The 18991-nt window shown below is 42.4% G+C and carries 17 protein-coding genes; 11 read left to right on the top strand and 6 right to left on the bottom strand.

Annotated elements, in window-relative coordinates; genetic code table 11:
• Positions 1 to 365: 365 nt before the first annotated feature.
• The gene (locus Q0A12_RS09715) at positions 366 to 2240 is read left to right on the top strand and encodes an acyltransferase family protein (RefSeq protein WP_291292452.1); all 1875 of its coding nucleotides are present in this window, start codon (positions 366 to 368) and stop codon (positions 2238 to 2240) included.
• 128 nt (positions 2241 to 2368) lie between these two features.
• On the opposite strand, the gene dhaL is transcribed toward Q0A12_RS09715, so the two are convergent.
• The 5 genes from dhaL to Q0A12_RS09740 all read right to left on the bottom strand — a co-directional run bounded on the left by dhaL (position 2369) and on the right by Q0A12_RS09740 (position 7220).
• A complete protein-coding gene (dhaL, locus tag Q0A12_RS09720; RefSeq protein ID WP_291292453.1) occupies positions 2369 to 2968 on the bottom strand; it encodes a dihydroxyacetone kinase subunit DhaL in 600 nt (199 codons plus the stop codon).
• A 14-nt stretch (positions 2969 to 2982) separates the two neighbouring features.
• Positions 2983 to 3966, bottom strand: coding sequence for a dihydroxyacetone kinase subunit DhaK (gene dhaK, locus Q0A12_RS09725; RefSeq protein WP_291292454.1), 984 nt, complete (start codon positions 3964 to 3966; stop codon positions 2983 to 2985).
• Complete coding sequence (gene dhaM / locus Q0A12_RS09730) at positions 3963 to 4367, bottom strand: dihydroxyacetone kinase phosphoryl donor subunit DhaM (protein WP_291292455.1); 405 nt, start codon at positions 4365 to 4367, stop codon at positions 3963 to 3965. Before dhaM ends, dhaK begins: the two co-directional genes overlap by 4 nt.
• Positions 4368 to 4496: 129 nt before the next feature.
• The gene (locus Q0A12_RS09735; protein WP_291292456.1) at positions 4497 to 4676 is read right to left on the bottom strand and encodes a hypothetical protein; all 180 of its coding nucleotides are present in this window, start codon (positions 4674 to 4676) and stop codon (positions 4497 to 4499) included.
• Between the two features lie 213 nt (positions 4677 to 4889).
• Entirely contained in the window at positions 4890 to 7220 is a 2331-nt protein-coding gene (locus Q0A12_RS09740) for an HAD-IC family P-type ATPase (protein WP_291292457.1), read from the bottom strand.
• A 275-nt stretch (positions 7221 to 7495) separates the two neighbouring features.
• On the opposite strand from Q0A12_RS09740, the gene rpsN reads away from it, so the two are divergent.
• Entirely contained in the window at positions 7496 to 7765 is a 270-nt protein-coding gene (gene rpsN, locus Q0A12_RS09745; protein WP_003128701.1) for a 30S ribosomal protein S14, read from the top strand.
• 274 nt (positions 7766 to 8039) lie between these two features.
• Positions 8040 to 9230: a tRNA epoxyqueuosine(34) reductase QueG gene (gene queG, locus Q0A12_RS09750; RefSeq protein WP_291292458.1), complete on the top strand. Its 1191-nt coding sequence runs from the start codon at positions 8040 to 8042 to the stop codon at positions 9228 to 9230.
• A 224-nt stretch (positions 9231 to 9454) separates the two neighbouring features.
• Here queG and Q0A12_RS09755 read toward each other — a convergent pair whose 3' ends face one another.
• Positions 9455 to 9811 carry a hypothetical protein gene (locus tag Q0A12_RS09755; RefSeq protein ID WP_291292459.1) on the bottom strand — a complete coding sequence of 119 codons (357 nt, stop codon included), beginning with the start codon at positions 9809 to 9811 and terminating at the stop codon, positions 9455 to 9457.
• A gap of 170 nt (positions 9812 to 9981) precedes the next feature.
• On the opposite strand from Q0A12_RS09755, the gene Q0A12_RS09760 reads away from it, so the two are divergent.
• The 8 genes from Q0A12_RS09760 to Q0A12_RS09795 all read left to right on the top strand — a co-directional run bounded on the left by Q0A12_RS09760 (position 9982) and on the right by Q0A12_RS09795 (position 18989).
• Positions 9982 to 10857, top strand: a complete 876-nt coding sequence (locus Q0A12_RS09760; protein WP_291292460.1) for an SPFH domain-containing protein — start codon at positions 9982 to 9984, stop codon at positions 10855 to 10857.
• Positions 10858 to 10860: 3 nt separating this feature from the next.
• Positions 10861 to 11358 carry an LURP-one-related family protein gene (locus Q0A12_RS09765; RefSeq protein WP_291292461.1) on the top strand — a complete coding sequence of 166 codons (498 nt, stop codon included), beginning with the start codon at positions 10861 to 10863 and terminating at the stop codon, positions 11356 to 11358.
• Positions 11359 to 11393: 35 nt separating this feature from the next.
• Positions 11394 to 12263: a fructokinase ScrK gene (gene scrK / locus Q0A12_RS09770; RefSeq protein ID WP_291292462.1), complete on the top strand. Its 870-nt coding sequence runs from the start codon at positions 11394 to 11396 to the stop codon at positions 12261 to 12263.
• 115 nt (positions 12264 to 12378) lie between these two features.
• Positions 12379 to 13377: a helix-turn-helix domain-containing protein gene (locus Q0A12_RS09775; protein ID WP_291292463.1), complete on the top strand. Its 999-nt coding sequence runs from the start codon at positions 12379 to 12381 to the stop codon at positions 13375 to 13377.
• A 158-nt stretch (positions 13378 to 13535) separates the two neighbouring features.
• Positions 13536 to 14852 carry an MFS transporter gene (locus tag Q0A12_RS09780; protein WP_291292464.1) on the top strand — a complete coding sequence of 439 codons (1317 nt, stop codon included), beginning with the start codon at positions 13536 to 13538 and terminating at the stop codon, positions 14850 to 14852.
• 12 nt (positions 14853 to 14864) lie between these two features.
• Entirely contained in the window at positions 14865 to 16493 is a 1629-nt protein-coding gene (locus tag Q0A12_RS09785) for an alpha-rhamnosidase (RefSeq protein ID WP_291292465.1), read from the top strand.
• 12 nt (positions 16494 to 16505) lie between these two features.
• The gene (locus Q0A12_RS09790) at positions 16506 to 17879 is read left to right on the top strand and encodes an MFS transporter (RefSeq protein ID WP_291292466.1); all 1374 of its coding nucleotides are present in this window, start codon (positions 16506 to 16508) and stop codon (positions 17877 to 17879) included.
• A 354-nt stretch (positions 17880 to 18233) separates the two neighbouring features.
• A complete protein-coding gene (locus Q0A12_RS09795; RefSeq protein ID WP_291292467.1) occupies positions 18234 to 18989 on the top strand; it encodes an alpha/beta fold hydrolase in 756 nt (251 codons plus the stop codon).
• Positions 18990 to 18991: the final 2 nt, after the last annotated feature.

An 18991-nucleotide genomic window follows, 5' to 3' on the forward strand; every position in this document is an offset into this window, starting at 1 on the left:
ACAAATCCTAATTGTACCAACTGCACCGCATAAGAAATACTAGTGCCTGTGCCATAAGTTATCATCCAACAAGTTAAACCGAATCATGTTCTATTGCTATGATGGTTTCCTCTGACAATTGCGACGAGGAGCCACTGCACCGCAGAAGCAATAAGATATACTATTCGGATAGTGTTACTTGTAGGTGACTTATGGCACAGGCCCTTTTCTTTTTCAAAAATTAATTTTTTTAGAAAAAAGAGTATTCTTGCTAGCTTTCTGGTTGGTTTATCTGGTAAATTATGAAGAAATGGATCTTTATTTTTAATGATTCTACATCAACTATTGTCAAATAGTGGATCAAAAAAGAGAAAAGTGGTTGGAGAATGAACAAACGGTTAAAAACAAGCCGCTATATCACTGGTTTTGACGGTATCCGTACATTAGCTGTGATTGGCGTTATCTTATATCATTTACTACCTACTCAAATGCGAGGCGGGTATTTAGGAGTTCCTGTTTTTTTTGTGGTTTCTGGTTACTTGATCACTGATTTGCTTCGGCAGGAGTGGGACCAGAACGGACGGATTGCTGTCAAAGATTTTTATGTTCGCCGGATGAAGCGACTTTACCCCGGGATGGTGGTGATGCTGCTTCTTTCGGCAGCCTACATCACTGTATTTCAGCGGAATTTATTGAATAATCTGCGAGGCGTCGTCGTCAGCAGTTTACTGTATGTCAACAACTGGTGGCAGATCAATCATGGGCTTTCCTATTTTGATCGATTTGGTAATGAATCCCCCTTTACCCATCTTTGGTCTCTGGCTGTTGAAGGTCAAAATTACTTGATTTGGCCGCTGCTCTTTATTCTATTGATGAAGCTGGTCAAAAATCGCGGCACGATTTTTAAAATCGTTCTAGGATGCTCGCTGCTTTCCGCACTTTTATTAGCTCTCTGGTATTCACCGGGGGCAGATCCGACCCGTGTGTATTATGGGACGGATACTCGTTTATTTTCGATTTGGATGGGGAGTGCACTGGCTTTTATTTGGCCTAGTACCCATTTGAAAAAAGACATCCCAATCAAAGCAAAGCGGGTGTTGAACCTTGCCGGGGGACTTTCCTTTATCGGCTTAGTGATTACATTTTTTGTTCTAGATGATCATCTGACCTTTGTGTATTACGGAGGTATGTTGCTTGTCAGCTTACTTTGTACGATCTTGGTAGCAGTCACAGCCCACCCGGGTGCTAGCTTGAATCGCTGGTTGACGAATCCATTATTCAGTTATATTGGGAAACGCAGTTATGGGATCTACTTGTATCAATTCCCTGTGATGATTTTTTATGAAGCGAAGATTGGAAATGTCGGCGAAAATGTCCTGTTGCATACATTGGTTGAAATTGTATTGATTCTCTTGATCAGTGAACTTTCCTATCGATTTGTCGAAAATCCTTTAAGACGGTTCCGCTACAGAAATACCTTCCGCAGCTTACGTAGCTGGTTTAGCAGACCGGTGCTCAGTCTGCAAAAGCCTTGGTTGGTTCCTGGCTTGCTGATTTCTCTGATTGCCCTTTATGGGATCGTTACAGCGCCGGTAAACTACGTGGATGCGCAACAACAGCAGTTGAAAGAAAATATCGCTGCCAATAAAAAAGCGGCAGAACAGACACAAAAAAACGCCAATGATTCGAGTTCGAGTACCGAAAGTACGGGAGAGAATACTTCCAAGACAACGGATGCTGAACAATCTGTGATGGAAAAATATGGATTGACGGAAGCGCAAATGAAGAAAGCTGAAGATTTGGAGATCACCGCTTTTGGTGATTCCGTGATGCTGGATGCTACCGCTGACTTGCAGGAGATTTTTCCTAAGGCGGTTGTCGATGGGGATGTCGGACGGCAATTGTATGAGAGCCCTGAGCTGATCAAAGCTTTGAAAGAAAAAAACTTGCTGCGAGATACGGTATTGATTGGTTTAGGAACAAATGGTTCCTTTACAGAAACCCAATTCGATAATCTGATGAAAGAAATCGGTGATCGTAAAGTTTATTGGATCAATGTCCGAGTACCGACGCAAAGATGGCAAAATGAAGTCAACAGCATGCTGGAGAAAATGGCTGCTAAATACGACAACATGACGTTGATCGATTGGTACGATTTAAGTAATGAGCATGAAGAGTGGTTCTATGAAGATCGAGTCCATCCCAATCCAGATGGCATGCTGCAATACTGTACATTAGTCTCGCAAGCTATTTTGCAATAATGGCGCTATCTACTTCTTAAAAAAACTAACCGAGAGGTCTCAAGCACAGATTCTTGTTTGTCTTCAAGAATCGCAAGAGAGCTCTCGGTTTTTGTATTCCAACCTATTTCTTAGTGAAATGAGGAGCTTTATCCAATCGTTGCCGCAAGTGTTTCAAACAACAATGCACTGGAGGCAGCACCGGGATCGATATGACCGATTGCTCGCTCACCTAGATAAGAAGCGCGGCCTTTTTTAGCTACGAGGTCTTTTGTATGTTCTTTGGCTTCCTCGATTTGTTCCTTCGTCAAACTGCCGTTTTTTAATGCTGCGGCAACAGGTTGCCAGACATCGACCATCGTTTTATTTTCAAACTCTGCTTTGCCTCGAGCCTTGATCCCATTAAGCCCTTCTTCAATGATGCTTCCCAATTGTTCATAAGAATCGATTGTTTCTAGTTCTTTTGTAGCTTTGGTCATATTCATGAAGGCTGAGCCATAAAGGGGGCCTGAAGCGCCGCCGACTTTAGAAATCAATGCCATCGAGAGCACTTTGAATGTATCTGTGATGGTTTGTGGCTCTTGTTTTGCAAACGCTTCTTGATAGGCTGCCACACCGCGTGCCATATTGTTACCATGGTCGCCATCACCGATAGGGGTGTCGAGATCACTTAAATAACCTTTGTTTTCTTCAATGGCTTTTGTAAAGGCGTTGAGCCATTGTTGAGTCGTTTCTGTTGTCATTTGCATTGAAAATTCCTCCTTTACCAAGCGATGGTTTCAACAGGTTCGTTGAGCGCATCCGTCGCATCGTTGTTACTGAAATCGATCATGGTCAACGATAGGCCTTGCATATCGATTGAGGTCATATAGTTGCCTACTTTATGGAATGTGACAGAAATATCTTTGTCTGCGAGTAACTTGTGCACATCGTTAGCAAAGACGAATTGTTCCATCAAGGGCGTTCCCCCCATGCCATTGATCAAGATGCCGACTTTTTTTGGTGTTTCTTCATAATCAGCTAAAATTTTATCCACCAATTCTTTGGCGAGTTCTTTCGATGGTTTCAATTTTTCCCGACGATAACCAGGCTCTCCATGGATTCCCACCCCATACTCGATTTCATCATCAGCTAATTCAAAACCAGGTTTACCCACTTCTGGAACAGTGGCTGCTTTTAAGGCCACACCAATGGTTTTGATGGTTGGGACTAATGCTTCGCCTAATTCTTTCAATTCAGTCAAAGAATGTCCTTGACGAGCGGCAGCGCCCAATATTTTATGAACGAGAATCGTTCCAGCCACACCTCGTTTTCCAGCAGTATAGGTGCTGTTTTCAACGGCAATGTCATCATCTACAACGACGATTTCAGCCGTGATGTCTTCCATTTCAGCCATGTCTTTGGCCATTTCAAAGTTTAGGATATCCCCGGTATAGTTTTTAACGATCAAAAGCACACCTTGTCCTTGATCGGCTTCTTTGATCCCAGTCAGGATCTGATCTGGTGTTGGGGAAGTGAAAACGTCTCCCAAGACGGCGGCACTCAACATACCATCACCAACAAAACCAGCATGTGCCGGTTCGTGTCCGCTGCCTCCGCCTGAGACTAAGCCGACTTGTTCATGGGTGGCATTTTTTGCGACGACCCGGGAGTCTTCAACTTGATGAACCAGTTGCGGATAGCTGGCAACGAGACCAGCTAGCATTTCTTCGACGATCGCAGAAGGATCATTGATTATTTTTTTCATTCGTGATTCCATCCTTTCTCAGCTGCTTTTTTGGCTTCTGCTGTGATTTGAGACAGGTCATCACTGAATCCAGCGGTGATTGCTGCGGCAAAAGCGCCTTCTACAAGTGGTGCATCAATCAAGTGGTAACGAGCTTGCTGGTCTGGTTCCAACATATCATAGGCCAGCTCTGCATTTAATACGGCACTACCCAAATCAGCAAAAACGAGAATCTGTTCGGCCTCCGGAGACTGATTGACAGCCTCGACGATTTTTGTCGGATCAGACCCTAATTCGCCTTCAGCTGTTCCACCCAATGAAAAAAGAGTGACTGTTTCGCTGTCCGACATGTCTTCGATCATGGCTTTCAGTCCGTCTGTCAGTTGTTGACTGTGGGAAACAAGTAAAATACTTTTCTTCATTTCGATTCACCAACGCTTTCTTAAATAGATTCAGCGGCAGTAGACGCAACCGCCTTTATTAAAAGTATAACAAATTTCGCAAAACTTGCATGATTGACGATTGCTGACAGTTCAGTGTTAAGACAAAAGTCAAAGAATGGATTGGTAGTGAGGGCTGTGTTTTTTCTTGCTAAATGTGCCGGCTACTTCAAAGGCTGCATATAAGGCAAGCAAGAACAGGAAGCAATAGGCAAAAAGACCACCAATCGATAAGCTGAAAAAGGCAAATAATGCCAGACAACGGATAAGAAAAGTGCGCAATTTTTCCATAATATCCTCCTCTTTAAAATCAAATAGTGACGCCAACAAGTAGGTGAGCGATTGAGAATATAGATAACGCTTTCATTTGCATTATACAATCGATTATTTATTTATCAACGGTGGGCATTCGTTAACGTAGCAAAGATTAAAGCAAAAAAGCCCCAACAACTGCAGATACCCTAGGTTAGGGAGAATCACAGGTGTGGGGACTTCTTTCATGGATCAAGCCGCGGCGTTTTGCTCTAGCCGGCGGGTGATCTGTGTTGCAAGGGCAGATAGCCCCCACTGCAATAAGCAGTTGATGGCCATCAGTCCGACAAAGATCGGTAATGTGACGCTAGATAAAAAGCCTACTTCTAAAATGTGATGGAAGAGCATGGCGGCGATGTAGGTACCGCCAATCGTGGTTGCGATCAAAAACAAGCGCAATGGATTTAGCGGTAAACAACTGCGGATCACAGCTAAACAACTGATGCCGATCAGCAGGTAGTAGAACAATGTAGTTGCGGTCATTGGCTCCCAGCCATAATCGGTTTGCAGGAACTGAACGGCAAAATAATTCAAAAGCACTAAGAGTGCACTCGGCAATGCCCGCAGCAATGCGGTAGGCAAGTAACGGCCGGTGATTCGCTTTTTATCTTCTTCAAAAGAAAGGAAGAAGGATGGATACCCTTCAATTGCCAGATCCAATAATGTGATTTGGATGGGAATAAAAGGAAATGCCGTAGAAGTGGCAACACAAAGTAAGGACAATAGGAAGCTGTAGATTGTTTTGATAAAAAAGATCCCAGATACTTTCGTCACATTATTAACGACACGACGCCCTTCAAAGAGTGCCGCTGGCAGTGTCGTGAAATCAGAATCCAATAAAACCAGATTTGCGATTTGGCGAGCTGCACTGTCCCCAGCAGCCATAGCGATACTGACATCTGCTTCCCGCAGTGCCAACACATCGTTGACCCCATCTCCAGTCATGGCCACCGTATTGCCTAATGCTTTCAACTCAGAAACTAGCAGTTTCTTCTGCTGAGGCGTCACTCGCCCAAAAACGGTATAGGTTTGGGCAGCTTGACGAACGTCTGCTTCTTCTGTTAGTTGGGAAAGATCGATATAGTTCCCGGAATCAGGCAACCCAGCCCGCTTGGCGATGGCTGACACAGTGATTGGATTGTCACCCGAGATCACTTTCAAGTCCACTCCTTCTGCAGACAGGTAAGCCAACGTGCTTTCTGCATTTTCCCGAATCACATCGGCAAGAACAAGAACAGCCAGTGGAGAGGCCTTTGCTGGATCAAAGGGCTGCTTGGCGTCGTTATAATGAGGATCGAGAGTCAAGACAAGCACCCGCAAGCCAGCCGATTGTGCTTCTTGGATTTGCGGCAGTTGTTGATTGGCGATCGTCTTTTCAGGGGCTCCTAGATAGACTGCCCCTAATTCGTGAAATGCGATAGCGCCCCATTTCCGATCAGAAGAAAATGGCATTGCTGCAAAGGACTGGTAATGATCAGATCCAGTGATGGTTTGGCGCAACGCTTGCATCGTTACATTGTTGTCGGTACTGACTGCCAGATAGCTGCCTAAGATTGCCGTTACATCATAGGTGTCATCGATTGGTTGGATCGATTCGACGGATAGTCGACCTTCCGTCAATGTGCCGGTTTTGTCCAAACAGAGGGTATCGACATGGGCTAGTGTTTCGATCGCGTACATATCTTGGACTAAGATTCTTTTTTTGGCTAGTTTGATGACACCTGTGGTCAAAGCAATGCTGATCAATAACACGAGTCCTTTAGGCAGCATCCCCAATAAAGCAGCAGCCGAAACGATTACGGCTTCTTTTAATTCGCTGCCACGAAATAAATAAGCTTGTAGAAACAGGATCACTCCTAACGGCACAATCACTAGACTTGTGAATTTTGTGACTTTGCGGATGGAAGAAACCAGCTCTGAACGCAGCGGTTTGTGTGTTTTGGCTTCATTGCTTAACTTTGCCGCATAATTCTCGGCTCCTACGCGGATCACTTTGGCAGTCACTTCGCCGCTGGCGACAAAACTGCCAGATAAGAGGGTCGCGTCGTTTTCTTTGTCAACGAGATCGGCTTCACCTGTCAGCATCGACTCATTGACATCGGCTTGCCCAGATAAAACAACCATATCGGCTGGAATCTGTTCTCCAGCACCAATGACAACCAGGTCGTCAAGGACTAGGGATTTGGCATCCACCGACTGTGTAACGCCATCTCGGATCACACGTATTTCTTGTTGGGCGATGATCGAGAGTTTTTTGACGAGATTCCGAGCATGGATCTCTTGACTGATTCCTACTGTGATATTGATCAAAATGATTACCAGATAAAATAAATTGGAATAGGCGCCCACTGCCAGAAGACAGACACCAATCAACAAGTTCAGCAAATTGAACAATGTAAGGATATTGTCCTTAAAGATCGCTGTCGTAGATTTTGATGTTTTTGTTTCATAATCGTTGTGTTGCCCGCGTTCGGTGCGTTGTGTGACTTCTTTTGCGGTAAGCCCCGTATCTATTTGCTTCATATAATTCTCCATTTCTTTCAGATTCCTTGTTTAGTCTAGCATGCCGAGAAGTCATTGCAAGAAATGGCGAAAAAATAATTGAAATCTTAAAAAATAGTAGCGCTTTGTCTGGAAGAAGAGGCTTTTCATTGACTTGTTCCCAGAAACTTGCTATAGTCATAATGCTCAAATAGTAATGATTTCGATTTGTTGTTTTTGAATCGAAAATGGAGGACTCTGTTAGCTGATTTCTTTTCTTTTTAGAATGATGGATAGAAAAAACAAAGGAGAAAATAATGGCCAAAAAATCAAAACAAGCAAAAGCAAAAAAACAAGCCGCAATGATCGAGCAATACGCAGAGATCCGTTACCAATTGAAACAAGCAAAAGATTACCAAGCTTTAGCAAAATTACCGAAAGATTCCAATCCGAATCGCTTGAAGAATCGGGATATGACCGATGGTCGTCCCCGAGGCTATATGCGTAAATTTGGTCTTTCACGGATCACTTTTCGCCAATTGGCACACGAAGGCAAACTACCAGGTGTAAAAAAAGCCAGCTGGTAAACGTTTAAAAGGTAAGTTAGACAATAAAATCAAAAGATTGCCCTTCTAGATCAGTCAGAAATACACTGTAGAGAGGGATATTCAAGGAAAACTATCTGAATGCTGAGGCATTTGATCTCCTGAAAAAACTGGGAGATCGCTGCCAAGCACGTAGATAGTTTTTTTGTTGAATCATTTTTTTGAGGGGAGCGATTCGACTAATCGCAGGTGGTCTCGTATAATAGAAAAAGCAAAGACGAAGGTCTAATGAACACATGTGGAATAGGAGTATATCATGTCTTTAAAAGAGAAAATCATCGCAGAAAGCAAGCGTTTAGGTATTGATAAAATCGGTTTTGCTTCTGCTGAACCATTTTATGAATTAGAGTCCTCGTTGAGGGAGCAGCGGGCCAATGGCCATACTTCTGGTTTCGAACATCAAGTGATCGAAGAGCGGATTTATCCAGAAAGAACCTTTGAAAATCCGCAAACGATCATTGCCATCGCTCTGGCATATCCCACAAAAATCAAAGAGAAAGTGCCGCGAGATGAGAAGCGGGGGATGTTTGCTCGCGCCTCTTGGGGGATCGATTACCATGATATTTTACGGGATCGTTTAGAGAAATTGATCCAGTTTATCAAAGCACAAGCCGAGAACTTGGAAGAAGCTGAAAATTGGCGATTTGCCCCGCAAGTGGATACCGGTGAGCTAGTGGATGTAGCAGTTGCGCAGCGAGCAGGCTTGGGGTTCATTGGCCGCAATGGCTTGTTGATCACGGAAGAATTCGGTTCCTTTGTTTATTTAGGCGAGATCGTCACCAATATTTCTTTTGAAACAGATGAAGCGGTTCCCTTTGGCTGTGGGGATTGTATGCGTTGCGTCACTGCCTGTCCCACAAAAGCCCTCTTAGGGGATGGACGAATGAATGCCCAGCGCTGCCTTTCCTATCAGACACAAACCAAAGGCATGATGCCTGAGGAGTATCGTAAAAAGATGCATAATGTCATCTATGGCTGTGATATTTGTCAGTTGGTCTGTCCTTACAATCGAGGCAAGGATTTCCATTTTCATCAAGAAATGGAGCCGGAAGTAGATTCCGTTTATCCTAAGTTGCAGCCAATGCTTTCTTTATCAAATAAAGCATTTAAGAATCAGTTTGGGCATTTATCTGGTTCTTGGCGGGGGAAAAAACCGTTGCAACGTAATGCGATCATTGCTTTAGCAAATCTTGGGGATCGCACCGCGTTGCCAGCTATCTGGCGGTGTGCGACAGAAGATGTCCGGCCTGTGATTCGAGGAACAGCCTACTGGGCCATCGGACAATTAGGCGTTAAAGACCCGGAACAATGGCTAGAACGTTTACGGCAGTGCGAAGAACTAGAACCGGAAGAAGAAGCCCTCGTTGAATTACAGGCAGCGATCGAACGCTTAGAAACGATCGTAGCATCTGCTGGTGTAGACCGAAAAAACAAGCCAGCAGATTAACCAGCCATGTAGGGACTCCCTGAAAATAAAAAAAGAATCACAAGGTGTGTGATCCTAAAGCGCCGAACTATTTTTCGGATACTTCATCCCAGTCGATTAAACGGCAGGACCCGAAAGGGCAAGAAGTATGCTAAAATGGCTCGGCTTTTTTGTGATTTCTGGGATTGCTGTGATTTCTATGATTTCATAGGGGAAGATTTTTCACAACGGGTCTCATTCGTTGCCTAATCCAGCACATCATCGCTTTCCACGATTTCTTCTGAATCTAATTCAAAATCGGGGGCAGGATGGACACGCTCGGGTAATTCCATCTCTAGTTCGCCTGTTTGTTGGTATTCGTTGTCGCTATCGGCTACTTCAATCAAAATGTCTGTCGGCAGTTCTTGATCGATGCGATAGCCTTCTGCATGTCGTGCATCGAGTAATTCTAAAAGATGTTGCCATTCATCTTTGGCAATCACTACGACATCGATGCCTTCTTGATTTTGAATTTCGACAACAGAAGATAGATCAGTTCCAACAGTCTGAATGATTTCTTCTAATGACCATTTTACGTTTTCTAATGCAATTTTTTGTACCATTTGGGTACCCCTTTCCTGTCTATGACTCTCATTTCATTGTAACGGGAATTGATTTTCTTGCAAAATAGTATGATTGTAAGCGGATGAAAGGGGTTAAAAAAATAGTAAGAAGAATTGCAGTTGCTGTTGAACAAAGGTAATATGGTATTAAAAGAAATGAGGGAGTAAAGATGAAAGAAAAACAAACGTTTCATGTTAACGGTTACTTAGCGCTGATCGTCTTGATCGCATTAATGATCGGCGGCGGTTATCTCTTTTATGATGGGATCGTCCGCAATGCGGTGTGGGAGTTAGTCATCAGTGTCGTGTTATGGATCATCGCTATCTTATTCATTAGTTCATTGACGATCGTGCAGCCGAATCAAGCAAAAGCAATCCTTTTCTTTGGACAATATTTAGGTACCATCAAAGACAATGGGTTGTTTGTGACAGTCCCGCTAACACAGAAAATCAATGTGTCCCTGAAAGTCAAAAACTTCAATAGTTCATTGTTGAAGGTCAATGATTCTGATGGGAACCCCATCGAAATTTCAGCGGTCGTGGTCTTTCGAGTGGTAGATACGGCCAAAGCGTTGTTTGATGTCGATTACTACCAAGATTTCGTGGAGATCCAAAGTGAAACAGCAATTCGTCATATCGCTACGCAGTACCCTTATGACACATTCAATGACGACGATTTGACGTTGCGTGGCAATACCAATGAAGTTTCTGAAGAATTGGCGAAAGAATTGCAGGAACGTTTGGCGGTCGCCGGTGTCGAAGTCATCGAAACACGGTTGAATCACCTGGCCTATGCCACAGAGATCGCTAGTGCTATGCTGCAGCGGCAACAAGCCAAAGCCATTTTATCGGCACGACAAATCATTGTTGAAGGAGCCGTTTCCATGACGCAAATGGCATTAGAACAGATTGAAGATGGGCAAGACATTAATTTTACCGATGATCGTAAAGTCCAATTGATCAACAATTTACTCGTATCGATCATTACTGACAAAGGCACGCAACCTGTGATCAATACAGGGGACGTAAAAGAAAAAGGGGTGTAATCAATGAAAAAACTGTTCATTAAGCAAAAAGTTTTTAGTATCGGCGAAAAATTCACTGTGATGGATGAGCAGCAGAATCCTCGTTATTACGTCGAAGGGAGTTTCATGAAGATTCCCAAGAGCTTTACGATTTTAGATGAAGGGCATCGTGAAATTGGTGAGATAACCAAGAAGTTTTTTAGCCTTTTACCTAAGTTCTTTGTTGAAGTTCACGGTAAAGAAGCCATCGTTTTAGAGAAAGAACTGACTTTCTTCAAAGCCCGTTACTCGATCCAAGCAGAAGGAATCGACGTACAAGGCAACTGGTGGGACATGGACTTTACCGTCCAGCGACAAGGACGTCCCATCGCCGAGATTCATAAACGCTGGATCTCATGGGGAGACACCTATGAAATAACGATTTATGAAGAGGATTTAGAGGACTTGATCATATGCCTTGTTATCGCGATTGATCGGGTAAAAGCCGATGATAATGCAGCTGCAAGTTCTGCTAGCTCTTAAACAGAAAAAATACGTAACGGTAAGGAGACGAAAAGATGTACGGATCAATAGAAGCAGGCGGTACAAAATTTGTTTGTGCCATTGGTGACGAAGAAATGACGATTATCGAACGGGTCAGTTTTCCCACCACCACACCAGATGAAACAATGGCATTAGTGATCGACTTTTTCAAAAAATATGAAGACCAATTAGTAGGGATCGGGATTGGTTCTTTTGGTCCCATCGACATCCATCGGGATTCTGTAACCTATGGCTACATCACTTCCACGCCTAAATTAGCTTGGCAGAATTTTGATTTTGTCGGTACGATGAAACAAGCCTTCAATTTGCCGATCGCTTGGACCACAGATGTCAATGCAGCCGCTTATGGAGAATATGTTTTTGGTAAAGGAAAAGGACTATCGAGTGTGGTCTATTATACGATCGGTACCGGTGTTGGCGGCGGCGCATTACAAGATGGCCGCTTTGTTGAAGGATTCAGCCATCCGGAGATGGGCCATATGCTGGTAGTACCTCATCCTGATGATTCATTCAAAGGCAGCTGTCCTTTTCATGGCAATTGTTTGGAAGGGATGGCCGCAGGACCGGCAATTGAAAAACGATTAGGCAAGAAAGGGCAAGATTTGTCTGAAGACGAGCCTTTCTGGAACATCGAAGCCGAGTATATTGCACAATGTGCCTACAACACCACATTGATGCTTTCGCCAGATGTCATTATCTTTGGCGGCGGCGTGATGAAGCAACGCCATATGGTAGAAAAAGTGCATCAAGCATTTGAACGGTTGGTCAACGGCTATGTCAAAACACCGGCAATTACAGACTATATCGTGACACCTGATTTAGAAGACAATGCTGGAACATTGGGCTGTCTGGCTTTAGCAAGAGACGCCGTGTTACATTCCTGATAAATGTGATCACACCAAAATATTGGTGTGATTTTTTTGCCGATTATTTATAGAATTAGAAGCATGGTACAATCGGTTAATAGGTATAAAATGTTGAGGGGGGTCGGAGCTAGAAATGACACTTGAGGAACTTTATCAATTATTACAGGAAGAAAATGAAATTGAGCGGATCCAGAGAATCGAGCAACGTAATGTCAATGATCAGCATTTGCCTTTTGGTGAAATTGCTGTCCCTAAAATGCCAGAAGCGAACTTTTTTCAAAATGGCAATATTTTTATCAATAAGCACCATCGATACTCCGAGATGCCTGCTCATACCCACGAGTTTGTTGAATTCAACTACATGCTTTCTGGCAGCTGCACGCAATATGTTGACAATGAAAAAATCGTCTTAAATCAAGGAGATATTATTTTAATGGATAAAGAATCTGTACAGTCAATCGATCCATTAGGAAAAGACGATATTTTGATAAACATCTTACTGAAAGATGAATCCATTACGACCGACATTGTCGTAAATATGGCGAAGTCAACCGGCGTGTTGGCCGAATTCTTGATGGGCACCACTTCTGAATTTGATAATCAAAAACGATTTTTGTTTTTTCAAGTGGGAAGTCATGAAGACATTCAGGCTTTAATGAAAAAAATGATTCTCGAATACTATAGCAAGGATCGTTATTATATCCGGTCGGTCAACTTACTTGTTTCGTTACTTTTGATTGAACTGACGCGCTTTATGGAGAACAAAAGTATTGAAAACAATGAGGAGGATGAGCAGGAGATTATTTCAATTTTAAGGTATATTGAGACTCATTACAAAACGCTGACATTGGCTTCTTTGTCGCGGCATTTTGGGTATAATCCCAATTATCTGAGTAATAAATTGAAAAGAAAAACAGGACAAAGCTACAAAGAAATCATTAGTTACCTTCGTTACCGAGTAGTCCTCGAGTTAATGGAAGAGACAGATGATTCTGTAGAAGAAATCACAGAAAAAATCGGCTTTCATTCAATCGGAGCAACCTACAAATTATTGGCAAAGTATACAAACAATAGCCCTAAACGTATTCGTCAGAATTTCAAAAAAAAAAACAATCAGCTAATAGTAAATTAAAAGACTTCATCGTAAGTCTTTTTTTATTTTCACTCATCTGTAGTTTGGAGAAAAACATCTGCGTTTTATGCATGGTGGAAACAACTGTATACGATTACAATTTGAAGAGTAAATAAGCTTATTACAGTTGAATAAAAAAAGTATTAGGAGTGAAGAACATGAGTAAGGACTCTGAACAAAGTTTAGTGAAAGAGTATTCACCGTTGGCTACAGCTGCTGGTATTGGATCCATGTTAGGTTCTGGCTGTATTGTCGGTCTTTCTGCGACGATTCCAGTGTGGCAAAAAGGGTTGGAATTATCAAGTGCCCAAGTGGGAATTGTGTCTGGAGGATTAACGTTTGCCATCGCTTTTGGGTCATTATTTGCGGGGAAAATCAGTCAAGCTTTCGGATTGATTCGTTCATTTAATTGGTTGAATTTATTTTATGCTTTAGGTGCAGGAATCTGCGTATTGTCGAATAATTTTCTTCTATTGTTAGCTGGCGTGATCGTGATGGGGTTTGCTTCGGGAGCCGATTTACCAATCAGTTTGACTGTTGTTTCCCATGATGCACCCGATGAGACGACATCTGCAAGTTTAGTTTCTTCTACACAAATCTTCTGGCAGATTGGGGTTTTCATCTCTTATATATGCTCATTTTTATTATCAGGAATTGATGGTGTGCTAGGCGCGCGGCTTGTGTTTGTTATTCTGTTTGCTTTTGCTTTGATAACTTGGATTTGGAGAAGTACTTCCAAGAAATTCAAACAGTTTCACGAAGCGGGGGCCGCTCGTCAAGTGCGAACAGATCAAAGGAACGGACAGGCAGAAGTTTCTTTCAAAACAGTCTTGTTTGGTCAACAAAAGAATAAGTATCTTGGCTTTTTTGCCGCTATTCTGATTTTTTATGTTTGTTGGAATCTATTAGCAAATACTTGGGGACAATTCCAAACGTTTGCCTTAACGAATGCTGGAGCAAGTCAAACCCAAGCAACAGGTCTAGGAATAATTTTGAATATTGTTTCGCTGATTACGACAGTGATCTTTGCCTCAGTAGCTGGTGGTAAATATCGCAACAAAGCATTTTTTGTCGGCGCTTTTGTGCAATTTGCAGCAATGATGGGTATGGCAATGATTGGCGGTAACGCAGGTTTTATCGCATTAGCTATCACGATCGCCTTTTATAATTTTGGAAATCCACTAGCGGGAGAAGCAATCTATAAAGTTTGGACACAAGAATCGTTTCCTGCTGAAGTCAGAGCCTCGCTGCAAGGATTTATCAATGGATTTTCACGCATGTGTTGCGGACTCTTTGCTTTCGTGACGCCCTTTTTAGTTGCTCCTGATCGCATCCAAACATCGATGTATGGATTTGCAGGGATTGTATTATTGGCGACGATTGCTGGAATAATCATGATGCGCTTACAAAAGAAATACCATATTGCAACAGAACAAAATCAGGATTCAACAAACCTTCAATCAATTGAAGAGTAGGGGGAAAAGACCATGGCTTTTACATTTCAAATCAACGATGATGTGGTTTGGCATCGCGATGAAAAACTCTTGACTATAGCTGATGAAGCAATCCCAAACCTTAAGAAATATCCTATTGTTCCAACCTCAATTGTGGAGATTATTCCTGACGAAAGAGCATTGGCAGGATTTCGCGCAAGAAAAAAGGAGCAATCAATTAATGACTTGCCGAGTTATACATTGGGGCGGGATGAATCGATCGTGTTGGATTTAGGCGATCATTTCGTAGGAACTTTTTCGATCGCCATCGATTCAGTGGGTTCACCGATGGATGCACCGCTTTATTTACGAGTCAAGTTTGCTGAAATACCTGCAGAGATAGCAGTAGAATCCAGTGCGTATGAAGGATGGCTATCTCGCTCGTGGATACAAGAGGAGTTTATTCACTTGGATGTTTTACCGGCGAAATTATCACTGCCGCGACGCTATAGTTGCCGATATATCGAGCTAAAGGTGATTGATACTTCACCTAAGTGGAAAGCAAGTTTTAGTCAACCACAATTTATCAGTGAAAGCTCCGTTGACTTGAATGCTGTTTCGCCAATTGTGGTGGAAGATCAAGAATTGGAAGCCATATATACTATTTCTGCTAAAACGTTGGCAGATTGTATGCAAACCGTTTTTGAAGATGGTCCAAAACGCGACCGACGTTTATGGATTGGTGATCTTCGTTTACAGGCACTGGCTAATTACCATACGTTTGGCGATAAGCAGTTAACAAAGCGTTGCTTATATTTGTTTGGCGGGATGACAACGGAAGAAGGGAAAATCCCAGCAAATGTGTTTACTTCACTGGTATTGACGCCAGATGATACCTTTTTGTTTGATTATAGTTTATTCTTTGCGGTGATTTTATACGACTACATTCAGTACACCGATGACCTGCAAGCGTTGGACGATCTTTATCCTGTGGCGAAGAAACAAATCGATTTAGCACTAGGGTTAGTTGATGCGCAAGGCAGACTTAATTTACAAGAGGAGTGGCCAGTATTTATTGATTGGTCAAACGAATTTGAGAAGGCAACGGCCGGACAAGCTGTTTTTATCTATACGCTTAAACGATTTATCCAGTTAGCGCAACAAAAAGATGATGCCGACCTAGCGCTGTATCAAGCGGCCGTTGATCGAATGAGCAACTTCGCAAGAACCTCTCTTTTTGATGAGTCACGGCACCTATTTCTTGTCGAGCAGAACCAAGAAATCAATATTGCAAGCCAGGTTTGGATGGTGTTAGCTGAAGTGATGGATCCGGATTCCAATCGTAAAATCATGGAACAAACCGTTAAACAACTTTTTCCAGTGAATGGAATCGCAACGCCTTATATGTATCACCATATTGTAGAAGCATTATTTATAGCTGGTTTAGAGTCAGAGGCTATAGCTCTGATGAAAGACTATTGGGGAAAAATGATCGCTATGGGTGCCGATACATTTTGGGAAGCCTTTAAACCAGAGGATCCTGACTTTTCTCCATATGGAAGTCCAATTATTAGCAGTTTTTGCCATGCTTGGAGTTGTACACCGGCCTATTTACTGAAGAAATATCTTTTGCAAGAAACACTAGATTCGTTGAAAGTCGTCACAGAGCAGCCTTTGACATAGGGGAGATGACTAATGGAAGCAATGCATATAAAACAAACCAATAAGCCGATTTCAAAGTGGCGCCAGCGGATCGGCTATGGAATCTCAGATTTAGCTTGCAACTTAATCTGGCAGATGATTTCGCTTTATTTACTATTTTTTTACACGGATATCATGAAAATTAGTCCAGCAGCAATTAGCTTAATGTTTGTCTTGACCCGATTCTTCGATGGTGTGACAGATCTCATTGTTGGTTATCTTATCGATCAAACCAATACGAGATGGGGAAAATCTCGTCCCTATTTCTTATTTGGAGCGATTCCTTTCGCTTTATTTGCTTTTTTGTGTTTCAATGTACCGAATATTTCTGATAATGGCAAATTGATTTATGCTTATGTCACATATTTCGGACTTTCTCTTGCTTACACGATTGTGAATGTACCGATGGCATCGATTTTACCTAGTTTGACTAGTGACGCTAGTGAGCGTACAGCTTTATCGACATCAAGAAAGTTTTTTGGTTTTTTAGGGGCAACGATTGTTAGTTCGAGTGCCATGATTTTAGTGAATTTGTGGGGAAATGGTGATCAAGCGTTAGGGTTTAAATGGGTCATGGCACTTTTTGGTGTGATTGGTTGTCTATTAATGTTTGGCACATTCTTTAATGTGAGAGAAACTGTTCCTGTGAGTGAGAAAAGAGTCACAGTTCGTGAGGTATACTCGTCACTGAAACAGAATAAGCCTTGGCTGATCTTTGCCTTGAATATTCTATTTATGTGGACGGGATATTTTATTCAAACTGGCGCCCTAGTCTATTATTTTCAAGTCGTTATTGGAAGTACAACCTTATCTGTAACAGTGGCGACAATTATGTCTGTCGTTCCAATGATTGCAAATTTCTTTGTTCCTTTTCTCGCTAGCAAGATGGGCAAAAGAAATCTCTATATTGTTTCTTCAATCGTTCAACTTTTAGGTTGTGCCCTCATTTTCCTGGCAGGAAATCATTCGCTTGAAATTCTTATCGGGGCAGTGGTTTCTGGATTAGGTTATGGAATCAAAGAAAGTATTTATTTTTCTATGCAAGCGGATCCGGTAGATTATGGCATTTGGAAAACAGGAATCAACGTTTCGGGTTCGCTGTCTGCGATCAATGGCTTTCTAGGGAAAGTCGCACAAGCAATCGCTGGAGGAGTAGCCGGCGCTTTATTGGCTTGGGGGAGTTACAACCCAGATAAAGCCATCCAGTCAGAGCAAGCGGTTCTTGCGATCAAAGCCATGTATCTCTATGTACCGATGCTATTGATTCTTTGCTCCATTGTGACCATGCTTTTTTATCGACTAGATACCATGTATCCGATGATTGAAAAAGAGTTAGCAGAAGGTAAGACACAAAGTGATCAAGGTTGAGGAAAGACAATAACTTGGAAAGTTGACATAGAATAGAAGGACCCCGCTATTTTTTAGCGGGGATTTTTATATCCTGAAGTTGATCGTGGATCATTTATTACATTTTTCCTAGGCAATCTTTCCAAACGATCTAATTAGAAGTTCTTTCCAATAGGAGGAATAAACGCAAAAGAACTACTGCCAAACATAGTTTATGAGCATTTTTGCCTAAAAAAATTAGGGATCTAACATTACAACTAACTTGAGATTTTAGAGAAACTGATCATTGAGGTGAACAAGATTGGTGATAAGGCACATAGCTAACAGTTGGCACTTTGGAGAGCTTTTCGTATACTTAAGCAGAGGTGGAAAGAGATGAAAATTGCAGTTCGTAAAAGAAAAATCGGGAATATCCCAGTATTGGAAGTCGTTCCAGAACATTTGATCTATGAACCGTTGCCGTTGATCATTTATTACCATGGTTGGCAAACGAGTAAAGAATTGGTACTGACGCAAGGTCGAAAACTAGCACGGGAAAACTTTCGTGTGATTTTACCTGATGCCGCCAATCACGGGGAACGAAAGACCCAACTATCCGAGATCCCGTCATTGGTTTTTTGGCAAAGTATTCATACCAACTTATTTGAGTTTTCTTATTTAGTGGATTTCTTTGAAAATTTAGGCTTAGTCAATGGGCAAATCGCTGTAGGAGGTGTCTCAATGGGAGGGATGACGACTTGCGGCTTATTATGCCAACATCCGGAGATCACCGCTGCTGCGTGTGTGATGGGCTCACCATCGATGATTGGTTACCGTGAACGGATCCAAAAACATGCAGGAGCTGCAGGTTTCTTTGTTCCTGCTGACTATCAGTTGTTGCTAGGGTGGATCGAAGCCTATGATCTAAAGACACAACCAGAAAAACTAGCAGGGCGTCCTTTGCTGTTCTGGCATGGTACCGAAGATGAAAAAATTCCCTATGCTGATGTAGAATCCTTTGTTGAAGCACACCCGGAAGCAAATCTGACGTTTATCTCTCGTGAAGAACGACATTTGGTTCGCGGCGAGACGATGGATCAAGTAACGGCCTTTTTTGTGGAACAATTAGGAACACCAACAGACTCTTTCTAAAA

The organism is Enterococcus sp. (assembly GCF_022711995.1).
In the GTDB taxonomy this organism is placed as follows: Bacteria; Bacillota; Bacilli; order Lactobacillales; family Enterococcaceae; genus Enterococcus_D.